We start from the raw sequence: 12,933 nt of genomic DNA, 5'->3' as shown, positions 1-12,933 counted from the left end.
CGGCATGGACGCCCCCGAGCCGCGACCCTCCTTTATGCTCGATAATTATGTGCTCTCCTAGTGCCACGCTGACGGTGTGGGCCGGCTCCTGGCTGGCCGGTTGCAGCGCGCCCGACGACATCCTCGAGGCGTTGTACGCCTGGGCACCGCGGCACACCATCGCCGCGGGCGATCCACTGACCGGCGGTCGCGACGACCTGCCGTGGTCCTCCCGCGACAATCTGTCCGGCACCGGAGTCATGGCGCTGCTCAAGGTGATTCGCGAGGCGATGGCACAACCCGGTGCGCAGTTGCGCTTGGTGCTGCCGGTGCCCGGCGATGTGCGCGGACTGCCCACCGGAACCGCCTTCGGCGCGGATGCGATCGAGGCGGGCGAGGGACTGCTGTTCGGTGTGCCAGGCGAGGAGGGCACGGGACTGATCCCGCAGTGGGCCGATGACGACACCCTGCAGTGGACCGTCTACAGCACCCAGATTCCGGCCGCGCCCGGCCCGGATATGTCGCTCGGCGAGGCGGAATACACGATGCGCGAAGCGGTGCGCGATGCCGCCGACGCCCTCATGCGCCTGCACACCACCGCCGCTGGCGCGACCATCGACGCCGACCCACGCGAACTCATCGAGGCCGAGCTCGCGGATTACTCCCGCCACGACTATCCGGATTCGATCCCGTTGCGCGCCAGGCGAATCCTCGACAGCGCCGACCACGTCGCCGCGATCCTCACTGTTGCCCAACGCGAACCGGCATCCTCCCCCACCTCCGCCACCGCTACCGGCGCCCAGGAGGACCTCCTGCGCCCACTGTGGGATGCGATCCGCGCTGCCCGGTTGGTGGCAGTGCACGCCGCCGCCCGAGGCAATTCGTAAGGCACTTCGTTCGACGCATAAGGCGGCCGGCGGACCGCGAAGGCGCCATAACACCGGCATCCTCTGGTTGAATAGTCCGAGCGATCGCCTAAATGAACCGGGAGGCGGCATGTTTCGCATATCTCGCATCGCCGCGGCCGTGACCGCCACATTCATCATCGGTCTCGGCGCGCCCGTCGTTCCCGCCACGGCGATCGTGGGTGGAAATACCATCGAGGCGAGCGCCTACCCGTGGCTCGCCGCCGTCGGCAGCCCGTTGTACTTCCTCCGGCCATCCGGGCAATTCTGCGGCGGTGCGCTCATCGCACCCGATCGGGTTGTGACGTCGGCGCATTGCGTCGAGTTGGCCCGGCTGCTGCCGCAGGGGATCACCGTCACCTTCGGCCGCACCGACCTGCGCTCGCACGATGGAGTCACCGTGGGGGTCAAGGAGATTCGCATCCACCCGGATTTCCGGGAAACCGATTTCGAGGGCGAGACCGTGCACCACAACGATCTCGCGATCCTCATCCTCGACGAGGCGAGACCCGGGCCGTTCCTGGAAATTGCCACGCCACAGGGCGATCCGCGCGCATACGGCAACACCGGCACCATCGTCGGCTGGGGCGCGACCTCCGAGCACGACACCTCGAATACGCTCCTGCGATCCGCCGCCGTCCCGATCGTCCCGAACGTCACGTGCGCCGCCGCCTATGGCTCCGCCTTCGACCCCGCCGATATGCTCTGCGCCGGATCCCCCGACGCCGATACCGCCGAATACGACAGCGGCGATCCACTGCTGGTCGCGGGCCGCCTGATCGGCCTCACCTCATGGGGCAAGGGCAGCGCCCGCCCAGGGTTCCCCGGCGTCTACGCCTACGTCACCACCGTTGGTTTCTGACCAAACACGGCGGACCAGTCGGTATACTCATCTCATGGCGGATGACGAGTCATCCATCGAATTTCCCGAGGCGCCGGTTCTCGTGGTGCAGACAAGGGAACGCGTCTATCGGCTACGTGCTGGGACGGCATATAACGTCGGTCGCGATCCGGCATCCGACGTTATCGTGACCGATCCGCGCGCATCTTCGTTGCACGCCGTGCTGGAGCGGGGTGCGGACGGTTGGGAAATCGAGGACGCGGGCAGCCTCAACGGCACCTTTTTCGACGGTCACCGGGTCGATCGGATGCTGATCGACCATGACGAGACGTTCCAGCTCGGGCACGCCGTGGACGGCGAGCAATTGGCCGTTTCCATCGAGGGGCAAGAAGGACAAACCGGCCAGGAGTCCGATGACGATATCGGGGGAGACACGATGATCGTCTCCGATCCGGGCTACAACCTCGCGGACGAAGCTACGGTCACGAAGTTCCACGCGGGTCTGCCCAGGCGAGTTTCGCGATCGGCACCCTCAGGGGCCCGCCCCAGCGCGGTCGTCCGGATCACCTCGCCGACGCTTCGGATCGGACGCGCGCCAGACAACGACATCGTCGCGCACGACCTCATGCTCTCCCGCCATCACGCCGAGCTGCGCACGATCGGCGACGGCAGGTACCGGATCGTCGACCTCGACAGCCACAACGGCACCTACGTCAACGGCCACCGGATCGACGCCACGGACCTATCCGAATCCGATTTGATCGGCATGGGGCATACCACGTTCCGGCTGGTCGGCGACGAGCTGCGCGAGTTCGTCGACACCGGTGACGTGTCGGTCTCGGTGCAGAACCTCACCGTGCGGACCCCTGAGGGCAAGGTGCTCCTCGACGCAGTGGGCTTCCCCATCTCGCAGCGTTCGCTTGTCGGGGTCATCGGGCCCAGCGGGGCGGGCAAGTCGACGCTACTCGGCGCGGTCACCGGGTTGCGGCCCGCGACGGAGGGGACGGTCCGCTACGACGGACGCGACCTGTACACCAATTACGACGAACTCCGACACCGGATCGGGCTGGTCCCGCAGGAGGACATCCTGCACAACCAGCTTCCGACGCGGCGCGCGCTCCTCTACGCGGCCGAGCTGCGCTTCCCCGGTGACACGCGCAGCGAGGAGCGCGAGCAGCGGGTCGACGAGGTCCTAGAAGAACTCGGCTTGACGCGGCACGCCGAAACCCGCATCGACAAGCTCTCTGGCGGGCAGCGCAAACGTGTCAGCGTCGCAGTGGAGTTGCTGACCAAACCGTCCCTGTTGTTTCTCGACGAACCGACCTCCGGCCTCGACCCGGGCCTGGATAAGACGGTCATGGAAATGCTGTCCGAACTGGCGCACGACGGGCGGACCGTCATCGTCGTTACGCACAGTGTGGCCAATCTTGATTCCTGCGACCGCCTGCTGGTCCTGGTGCCCGGCGGTCGGCTGGCCTATTACGGGCCGCCCGAGGAGGGGCTGCAGCAGTTCGCACAGCGCACTTGGGCCGAGGTTTTCCAGGCATTCGACCGCGAGGAAGACCGCGACTGGGCCGGTGAGTTCCAGAGGTCTTCACGCTTCGAGAACTACGTGGCGGTCGGACTGACCGACGATGTCGGCCCAGCGCAAGTGCGCCCACCGGCGCCGCCGCCCGCGCAGCAGTCCAAGCTTGCCCAGCTCAGTACGTTGTGCCGGCGATATCTGGCGGTGATTGCCTCGGACCGAAGCTATATGGCGCTGCTCGGGGTGATGCCCATACTCCTAGGTGGCTTGATCGCCGCAGTGCCATCGGGCGAGGGCTTCGCCGGGCCGCCGGGATCCAACGTCGACGCCCCGACCAAGCTCATGGTTTTGGCGTTCGCGGCCTGCTTCGTCGGCACCGGCAACTCGATTCGCGAGATCGTCAAGGAGCAGACGATCTACCGCAGAGAACGCGCGGCAGGCCTGTCAGCAGGGGTCTATCTGATGTCGAAACTGCTGGTCCTGGGCGTGATCACCACCCTTCAGGCGGCGGTGTTGGTCCTGATCGGCACCATCGGTGTGGACATGCCACCCAAGGGGCTTTTCACGATGGTCGAGCTGGAGCTGATCCTGGCGATGGCGCTGCTCGGCATCGCATCGCTGGCATTGGGCTTACTGGTATCGGTGTCGGTGAACACCTCGGAGAAGACACTGCCGCTGCTGATTGTGCTATCGATGGCACAACTGGTGCTCACCGGCGGGCTGGTGCGGCTCCCCGGCACACTCGGCCTGGAACAACTGGCCTACCTATCGCCGTCGCGCTGGGGGTTCGGCGCGGGAGCCGCCACCCTCGACCTGGACACTCTCACACCGCACACGGGCGCAGCCGATCCGCTCTGGAAACACACCATGGGCACGTGGCTGCTCGATATGGGAGTCGTCGCCGGGTTGGGGGCAGTCTTCCTCGCGCTGGCCTGGTATCGCCTGTATCAACTGCGCCCACGGCGCCGCGGTGCCCCCAAGGCGACGCTTTGACGCCCAGTGACGCAAACCGGCGGCTGGTTGCCGTCGACGTCTAGGTTGCGGCGGCAGGGCGTCGCGGCGGGGTGCAGCAGTCGATTGCACAGGGGGCGCCGTTAACGGTGCAGCCGTAGCCTGGAATGTCGCCGAGTCGGCGTGGCGATTTACCCGCCAGTTGCTCGTCGATCAGTTCGACGACCAACTGGGCGAAGCGGGGATCGGTGCCGGGAGTGGCGGCCCTGGCGAACGCCATGCCGAGTTCGGCGGCCTTCTCCCTGGCTTCGTTGTCCAGATCCCAGATGACTTCGAGGTGATCGGAGACGAATCCGACCGGGCACACGACGACCGCATCCACACCCTTGCCCGACAGATCCTCGAGATGATCGACGATATCCGGATCCAGCCACGGAATCCGCGGCGGGCCGGAACGGGACTGCCACACCACGTCGTAATCGGTGAATCCCATCGCGGCGGCGCACAATCGCGCCGCCTCGGCGACCTGACGACTGTACAGCCGCCCACCATCCGCGCGCGGTCCCGCGGCAATATCGGCCGATACCGGTATCGAGTGCGCGGTGAAAACCAGTCGGGCACCATCGCGACGCTCGGCTGGAAGCGAATCCACCGCAGCACGAATCGCGGCAGCGAAGGCCTCGATCAACAGCGGATGATCGAAGTACTGCCGCAATTTCACCAGCTCCGGCGCGTCCGCCCCGAAAGCCGCACGCGCCCTTGCGATGTCCTCGTCGTACTGCAGACACCCCGAGTATCCACCCCACGCCGAGGTCGGGAATACCAAGGCCGACCGCACACCGTCGGCCGCCATACGCGCGACGGTGTCCTCGACCATCGGATCCCAGTTGCGGTTACCGAAATACACCGGCAATTCGATTCCTGCACCGGCTAATTCGCGATGTACCGCGGCGATGATGTCGCGATTGAGCGCATTGATCGGGGAGACACCGCCGAAATGCATGTAGTGCTGCGCGACCTCCTCGAGACGTTCGCGCGGCACGCCCCGCCCCCGAGTGACGTTCTCCAGGAACGGCATAACGTCCTCGGGCCGCTCGGGACCGCCGAACGACAGCAGCAGTAGGGCGTCGGCGGCCCGAACCACGGTGTCTCCCTTCGGATTACCTCAGTTGATCGACATGTTCTCCGGGAACCAGGTGTTGTGGCTGGCCCCGCCGTCGACGTAGATGATCGAACCGGTGGTGCCGGGCAGCCAGTCCGAGAGCAGCGTGACGATCGACTTCGCCACCACGGTCGGATCGTCGACATCCCAGCCGATCGGCGACGCTCCATCCCAGTAGGTGTTGAGCTGGTTGAGCTTGGCGGCATCGTCGGTCGCGGTGCCCGCGATGGCCTTGGCCGCGAGGGTCTTGATCGGGCCCGCGGCGATCAGGTTCGAGCGAATGCGCTTGGCGGTGCCGACCTCGCGCGCCACATAGCGGTTCACCGACTCCAGCGCGGCCTTGGCCACACCCATCCAGTTGTAGAACGGCATCGCGGTGCGCGGATCGAAATCCATACCGACGAGCGAACCGCCCTCGTTCATCACCGGCAGCACAGCGCGGGCCAGCGAGGCGTAGCTCCACGCCGAGATCTCGAACGCCTTGGCCGCATCCGGACCGGGACCGTCCAGGAACGGACGTGCCTCCGGACCCATCAGCGTGCGCGGCGCGAAAGCGATCGAGTGCAGCACACCGTCGAGGCCGTCCGGCGCGAGCTCACGGACCTTATCGGCCAGTACGACCAGATCGTCCTCGTTGGTGACATCGAGCGGGATGGCCGGGGCGACCTCTTGCGGCAGCCGCTTGGCGATCCGATCGATCAGCCGCAGCCGCTCCGGAATGCCGGTGATGATCACCTTCGCGCCCTGCTCCTGCGCGACCGCCGCCGCATGGAACGCGATCGAGGAATCGGTGATGATGCCGGTGATCAGGATGGTCTTGCCTTCGAGCAATCCGCCCATGGGTTTTCGGTTCTCCTGTAGTCGAAGTTCAACTGGTTACGCGACCGCCGAACACGTCGGCTTTCGGTTGGGTCAGTGGCCCATGCCCATGCCGCCATCGACCGGGATCACCGCGCCGGACACGTAGGCAGAATCATCGGAGGCCAGGAAGCTGATCACGGCGGCGACGTCTTCCGGCTGGCCCAGGCGCTGCAGCGGAATGAACTTCTTCGCTGTGTCACGCAGATCGTCGGGCAGTTCAGCCGTCATATCGGTCTCGATAAAGCCCGGCGCGACCACATTCGCGGTGATCGAGCGCGAGCCGAGTTCACGGGTGATGGAACGCGCCAGACCGATGACGCCGGCCTTCGACGAGGCGTAGTTGATCTGGCCGGGACCACCGCCGAGGCCGACGACCGAGCCGAGGAAGATCATCCGACCCCAACGTGCCCGCAGCATCGCGCGGTTCGCACGCTTGGCGCAGCGGAATGCACCGGTCAGGTTCGCATCGATGACCTTGGTGAACTGCTCCTCGGTCATACGCATCAGCAGGGTGTCGTCGGTGATGCCCGCATTGGCGACCAACACCTCGACCGGCCCCTGATGCTGCTCCACCTCGGTGAAGGCGGCATCGACCGAATCACTATCCGTCACATCGCATTTCACACCGAACAGTCCGTCCGGAACCCCCGACCCACGATGCGTGACGGCCACCTTGTGCCCGTCGGCAAGCAGACGCTGCGCGACCGCGAGTCCGATACCGCGGTTGCCACCGGTCACCAGGACCGACCGGGATGTGATGTTCGACATGAGGACCAACCTATCTGTTCGGGTTCGTGCGCCACGTCCGGGCCACACATAGTGCTTCTATGTAGAACCGGGCGCGTCGCGACGGCAGGCATTGACGACTACGGCAGGCGTTGACGATAGAGCAAGCCGGTAACTACACCGGCAGCGACAACGAGCATGCCGAGCAAAAGCCATGGTCTGCTGGCATCGCCCCTGGTCATCTCGTAACCGATCTGCTCTTCGAGCGTGTCGTAGACCGCGGTCAACTCGGTCAGGCTCGAAGCGGTATAGAAATCGCCACCGGAGAGTTTGGCGATCTCGCGCAGCGCATCATCGTCGACAGGCACCTTGACGCGTTGCGCGCCTCTACCGTCCTGGTCCGGAATTTCCACCGTGCCCCACGAGGTTCCGAACGAAATCGTCGATACCGGAACGCTTTTGTTCTTCGCAAGGCGAGCCGCGGTGAAACCGTGCCGTGGATTGTCGACGTCCTTGTCGTCGGGCACCGTCTGCTTACCGTCGGACATCAGCACGATGCGCGCGGGCGGCGGCGTTTCCGCACCACCGAGCACAGTGGCAATGGTGTCGATCGACTGCAGCGCGGTGAGAATGCCCTCACCGGTGGCGGTGCGCTCGGCGAGTTTGATGTTGTCGATGGCCGCCTTGACGGCCTCGCGGTTCGTCGTGGGCGGCACCATTACCGAGGCGGTGCCCGCGAAAGTGACGAAGCCGAGGTTGATACCCGGCGGCAACCCGTCGACGAATTCCTTACCGGCCTTCTGCGCCACCTTCAGTCGCGACGGCGGCACATCGGTCGCCTCCATGGACAGCGAAACATCCATCACCAGAACGACTGTCGCGCGATTGCGCGGCACTTTCTTGACCGCCGTCGGCCCCGCGGCCGCGATGGTGAGGAACACCAGACCGACCAACATCAGCGCGATCGGCACATGCCGCATCGGACTCGGTCGCGACGGGGCGACCTTCTCCAGCAGCTCCATATTGGTGAACTGCAGCATGTGCCGGTGGCGGCTGCGCTGAACGAGGATGTAGCCCAACGCGATCAGCACGACAACAGCGAGGAAGCCGAGCCAGACCAGCGCGGTGAAATGCGAAATACTCACTGGCGCGGCGCCCGTCCGCTCGGGGCGCCGAATGCGTGGCGCCGGGTGGACACGAACCGGACCACATCGGAGATCCAGTCCCGGTCGGTCTGCAGGGTGAGCACCGGTGCACCGCAACTGCGGAGGGCCTGTTCGACCTGAACGCGATGACGCTCGGCGGCGGTTGCGAAATCGGCACGCAGCGAAGGCGTCACGCTGAATTCGCGGGTGCGCCCGGTCTCGGGATCGTGCAGCACCACATCACCCACATCGGGCAGCGACAGATCGCGCGGGTCGAGCACCTCGACCGCGAGTAGATCGTGGCGCGCGGAGATGGCGCGCAGCGAGCGCTGCCAGTTGATATCACCGAGGAAGTCGCTGATGACGACCGCGAGTCCGCGCTTGCGCTGCGGGCGACGCAGCGATTCGATCGCCTCGCGCAGATCGCCGCGCACACCGTCGCGGGCGTGCGGGGTCGTCGCGATCTCGCGCAGCATCGACTGCGCGTGCACCCGGCCGCTGCGCGCGGGAATGCGGGTCAACCGCTCACCGGTCGCGACGACCGCGCCGATCCGATTACCGCCGCCGCTGGTGAGGTGGGTGATCGCCGCCGCGGCCGCGACCGCGAGATCGCGCTTCTGACATAGCGCGGTGCCGAAGTCGAGGCTGGCCGACAGATCGACCACCATCCAGGTCTCGAGTTCCCGGTCGGCGATCATCTGCCGTACATGCGGATGGGTGGTGCGGGCGGTGACCGACCAATCCATCTGTCGCACATCGTCGCCCGGCTGGTAGGTCCTGGCCTCGCCCGGCTCCGAGCCGGGGCCCGGAATCAAGCCGAGGTGATCGCCGTGCAGCACACCGTCGAGCCGGCGACGGACGGTCAGTTCCAACGTTCTGAGCGCCGCCGTCAGCTTCGGATCCGACAGTTCGCCCGATCGGAAAGACGGTGGTGCATGTGGAGACATCGGCACTGGTGGAACCGGATCCGATGCCGAGGTCACTTCGGCTGGTTATTGCCGGCGGCCGGAGACATCTGCGCGACCGACGGCTGCGGCACCGCGTCCTGAGGTGCGGGCGGCTGCGGGATCGGCGGCTGCCCGCCGTGCGGTCCCATGGCGGGCGGTGCGGCCGGCACGGGTGCGGACTGACCACCCGGGGCGACCGCCTGCGGTGCGACCTGCGGCAGGCCGACGGTCTGCAGCACGCGCTTGATCACATCGTCGGGGGTGATCTCATCGGCGAGTGCGTCGTAGGACAGTACAAGGCGGTGGCGCAGCACATCCGGAATCACCTCAACGACATCCTGCGGCACCACATAGTCGCGGCCGCGGATCAGCGCCACGGCGCGGGCCGCGGCGATGATGCCGAGGCTGGCGCGCGGCGAGGCGCCGTAGGCGATCCAGCTCGCCACGTCCTGCATGCCGAACTCGCCGGGCTTGCGGGTCGCCGCGATCACCCGGACCACATAATCGACCAGCGCATGGTGCACGAACGTATTCGCGGCCACGCGCTGCAAGCGGATCAGTTCGGTCGGGTCGAGGATCGGCTTGGCCTCCGGCGGGGTGACGCCCATTCGGTAGATGATCTCGCGCTCTTCCTCCACCGACGGGTAGTCGACGACCACCTTGAACAGGAAGCGGTCGCGCTGCGCCTCGGGCAGCGGGTACACGCCCTCGCTCTCGATCGGGTTCTGGGTCGCCATGACCAGGAACGGATCGGGCATCGGGTAGGTCTTGCCGCCGATCGACACATGCCGCTCGGCCATCACCTCGAGCAGTGCGGACTGGACCTTGGCCGGCGCGCGGTTGATCTCGTCGGCAAGCACGAAGTTCGCCACGACCGGGCCGAGTTCGGTATCGAATTCCTCGCGGCCCTGGCGGTAGATGCGGGTACCGATCAGGTCGGTGGGCACCAGGTCGGGGGTGAACTGGACGCGGGCGAACGAACCACCGACCACCTTGGCGAAGGTCTCCACCGCAAGGGTTTTGGCGATACCTGGCACACCCTCGAGCAGTACGTGGCCGCGTGCGAGCACCCCGACGAGCAGCCGTTCGACGAGCCGATCCTGGCCGACGATAACGCGCTTGACCTCGTATATCGCCTTCTCCAGGGTCTGGACGTCACGCTCCAGGGTGCTGGGTGCGGGAGCAGCGGCCTCTTTCGCCAAACTTGCCCCGCTCACACCGTCCGTCGAAGTCACCAACATCCCCGCTTTCGCTTTGGTCCTGTGCGTGCTGCCACAACTATTCCAGGTAATGGCCGCATATGCCGCAACCGGACCCGAGATCACGGCAAATCAACAGGTTCGCGGTCGGGTTCGCGGCGCGGCCCAGCCTAGGGTTACCAGACGAGCCTAGGGGTCAGGTGACGATCCGCACCGCGTACGGCATGATGCCGCCCTCGCGCACCGGAGAAACCCGTACCACCTCGCCGGATTGCGGCGCCTCCACCATCTTCCCGTTTCCGAGGTAGAGCGCGACATGTTCGCTGCCGTTCGGGCCCCAGAACAGCATGTCACCGCGGCTGCGCTCGGCGACGGGCACTCTGGTGCCCGCGTTGTATTGATACCCGCTGTAGTGCGGCAGTGAGACGCCGATACCAGCGAAGGCATAGATCATCAGACCCGAGCAGTCGAAGCCGACCTTGTTGTAATCGCCGAAGCTGTCGGCGACACCGCCGTCGTGGATGCCGAGGGTCGGCCCGTCCTCATCGCCACCGCCCCAGGCATAGACGACACCGATCTGCGACATGGCCCGGTCGACCACGGTTTCGATCGCCTGCGAGCCGGTGATCGACGGCATGGTCGGGCCGGTGGCGCGCGGGCGGGTTTGGCGCGGCGGCGAATCCTGCATCTGGATATGCGGCCGCTTGCCCTCGCCCGCCTGCGCCGCGCGGTCCTTGGCGGCCTGATCCTGGGCCGCACGTGCGGCGGCGGCCGCGGCCGCCGCGCGGATGGCGGCCTCCTCGGCCTTGCGCTGTTCGTCCCAGGCCAGATAGGCCTCGCGTTGCCCTTGCAGCCCGGCCACATTCGCGCGCGCCTGGTCGAGGCGGCCCTGCGCCGCCGTGCGCTCGCGTAGTAGGCCCTCCCGCTGCGCCGCCTGCTGATCCTGTTCGGCCCGCACCGCGGCGACGGCGTTTTCCGCGTCGGTCTTTTTCTGTTCGGCCACCGCGGCGGCCGCGTCGGCGGCCGATTTCGCTTGGCGCGCACTGGCATTCCTATTGCCTTGTGCGATCTGGGCGCGGCGCAGCGAGTCGAGCACCGACTGCTGATTCTTCGATACCAGCGTGAACACCTGGGCGCGGTTGAGCGCGACATCCGGGGTGGCCGAGGACAGATAGGTGACGATGGAGCTCGCCGCGGGCCGGGTGTATGCCTGCACCGCGAACTGGTCGAAGTTGCGCCTGGCCTGGTCGACCTGAGTTCCGGCCTCACTCAGTTCGCGCTGGGTCTGCACCACCGCGGCCGCGGCAGCGTCGGCTGCGTCGCGGGCGTCCTGCAGATCGACCAGCGCCTTGTTGACCTCCTCGCGCTTCTGCGCAATGGCGGCGTCGAGTTCCCGCAGCTTTTGATCCGTCGCCGCGACCTGGTTGATCAGCGCGCCGACCTCGGTCACCCTGGCGTCGGCCTGCGCGCCGGCGTCGGCGATCTGGCTATCGCTCGGGTTGGGTGGAGCAGGCGGCACCGCGGCGACCGGCCCTGCCGTGACGAACACGGCGGCAGTGACCAGCAACCCCAGAGCGACCGACAGCGGACGCCGAGAACCGGCAACGCCGTTGTTGCGCATCGCACCTCCCAAGGACCCGACCAGGCTTAACCTCACGAGCCCCCTGCGACCCATCGCGCTCAGTGGTGCACAGATAGCTCTCTGAACACTCTTTCCCCATCAGTAAACATTCGAACCGTACGACACATCATTCACCAAAGAAACTCTGGCAACAGAACTACAGGCGTGTAATTTGGCCGTTGCCAAGAAATAGCCATATAGGTATGGGGATCCGGCCGGGAAAAACAAACCGGCCGGCACGAAAAGTAGCTGAGCGGATACTCGCTACGAGATGAGATCCCGGTCGTCGCCGCGAGCCGAAACCCCTACCGGCACAGCCCGCTCGGCAGAACGGCGCGACTTCACCCAGTAGAGACCACCGACCACCGCCGCCGTGCCGACAAGCAACACGCTGGTGATCGCAGTCCAGGAGACCTTCTCCGGCTGCTCGAGCCGATCGATGAAAATCTGCGCCGCCTGCGCCGAATGACCCTGGGTGCTCTTGGACGCGTCCTCAGCCCATTCCAGCTTCACCCGGCTGATCGAATCGCTGTAGGTGCCGACCCAGTCGTCACTGAGCGCAACCACGGTTCCGTGCTCGGTGGTGCCGACCTCGGTTGCCAGGTCACGTAGATTGGAGTCGTGGCCTGGATTACCGGGAATCACCACGATGCTGAGTTCGATGCCGTGGGCTCGGGCATCGGCGACGACCGCCTCGAGCGCGTCCTGGTCCTTACCCTTCGGCGTGGCCACATGGTTGTCGGCCACATCCTCCTTGATCTGGGTCAACGTCTTGTCGTCGATACCAGGGGGGAGTTCCGCGCGCAGGGGCGTGAACACCGAGGTGTGCGAGACGGTCATCTTCCATCCGGTCTGTCGAGCCGCATCGGTACGCGAGGCGACGGGCATCCAACACTGCAGGGTGAACCGGTGCAGGCCCACCGGTCACTCCGAACAACTCGAAAGCACAGTACGCGACGGAGTGTCGGACCACCTTCCGACGGCGCACCCAACGGCACCCGCGCGTTTCACAGGACAAGCGTACTGTTAGGCTCGAAGCCGCGAGGAGCCAGTACGTTCCAGCGCTGGAAC

General features: G+C 66.1%; 11 protein-coding genes. 3 read left to right on the top strand and 8 right to left on the bottom strand.

The annotated features are described in order from the left end of the window. The first annotated feature begins 47 nt into the window (after positions 1-47). From AB0J47_RS04590 to AB0J47_RS04580, 3 genes are all read left to right on the top strand, one after another. Entirely contained in the window at positions 48-866 is an 819-nt protein-coding gene (locus AB0J47_RS04590) for a hypothetical protein (RefSeq protein WP_364340461.1), read from the top strand. 109 nt (positions 867-975) lie between these two features. Continuing rightward, positions 976-1,746, top strand: a complete 771-nt coding sequence (locus AB0J47_RS04585) for a serine protease (protein WP_364340459.1) — start codon at positions 976-978, stop codon at positions 1,744-1,746. Between the two features lie 34 nt (positions 1,747-1,780). Then, positions 1,781-4,243 carry an FHA domain-containing protein gene (locus AB0J47_RS04580; protein ID WP_364340457.1) on the top strand — a complete coding sequence of 821 codons (2,463 nt, stop codon included), beginning with the start codon at positions 1,781-1,783 and terminating at the stop codon, positions 4,241-4,243. A 40-nt stretch (positions 4,244-4,283) separates the two neighbouring features. Here AB0J47_RS04580 and AB0J47_RS04575 read toward each other — a convergent pair whose 3' ends face one another. The 8 genes from AB0J47_RS04575 to AB0J47_RS04540 form a co-directional block, all read right to left on the bottom strand. Further along, positions 4,284-5,345, bottom strand: a complete 1,062-nt coding sequence (locus tag AB0J47_RS04575) for a ferrochelatase (RefSeq protein WP_364340455.1) — start codon at positions 5,343-5,345, stop codon at positions 4,284-4,286. Positions 5,346-5,366: 21 nt separating this feature from the next. Then, on the bottom strand, positions 5,367-6,203 hold the full coding sequence (gene inhA, locus AB0J47_RS04570; RefSeq protein ID WP_364340453.1) for an NADH-dependent enoyl-ACP reductase InhA: 837 nt from the start codon (positions 6,201-6,203) through the stop codon (positions 5,367-5,369). 72 nt (positions 6,204-6,275) lie between these two features. Beyond that, positions 6,276-6,992: a 3-oxoacyl-ACP reductase FabG1 gene (gene fabG1 / locus AB0J47_RS04565; protein ID WP_364340451.1), complete on the bottom strand. Its 717-nt coding sequence runs from the start codon at positions 6,990-6,992 to the stop codon at positions 6,276-6,278. Positions 6,993-7,090: 98 nt separating this feature from the next. Beyond that, positions 7,091-8,095: a VWA domain-containing protein gene (locus AB0J47_RS04560; RefSeq protein WP_364340449.1), complete on the bottom strand. Its 1,005-nt coding sequence runs from the start codon at positions 8,093-8,095 to the stop codon at positions 7,091-7,093. Next, the gene (locus tag AB0J47_RS04555) at positions 8,092-9,042 is read right to left on the bottom strand and encodes a DUF58 domain-containing protein (protein ID WP_364340447.1); all 951 of its coding nucleotides are present in this window, start codon (positions 9,040-9,042) and stop codon (positions 8,092-8,094) included. Before AB0J47_RS04555 ends, AB0J47_RS04560 begins: the two co-directional genes overlap by 4 nt. Positions 9,043-9,074: 32 nt before the next feature. Beyond that, a complete protein-coding gene (locus AB0J47_RS04550; protein ID WP_364340445.1) occupies positions 9,075-10,283 on the bottom strand; it encodes a MoxR family ATPase in 1,209 nt (402 codons plus the stop codon). Between the two features lie 154 nt (positions 10,284-10,437). After that, on the bottom strand, positions 10,438-11,862 hold the full coding sequence (locus AB0J47_RS04545) for an NlpC/P60 family protein (protein WP_364340443.1): 1,425 nt from the start codon (positions 11,860-11,862) through the stop codon (positions 10,438-10,440). Between the two features lie 264 nt (positions 11,863-12,126). Beyond that, positions 12,127-12,702: a DUF6676 family protein gene (locus AB0J47_RS04540; protein WP_364340441.1), complete on the bottom strand. Its 576-nt coding sequence runs from the start codon at positions 12,700-12,702 to the stop codon at positions 12,127-12,129. Positions 12,703-12,933 lie beyond the last annotated feature (231 nt).

This window comes from Nocardia sp. NPDC049737, assembly GCF_040674755.1.
GTDB lineage: Bacteria > Actinomycetota > Actinomycetes > Mycobacteriales > Mycobacteriaceae > Nocardia.
This window is presented reverse-complemented; position numbering and strand designations above follow the sequence as displayed.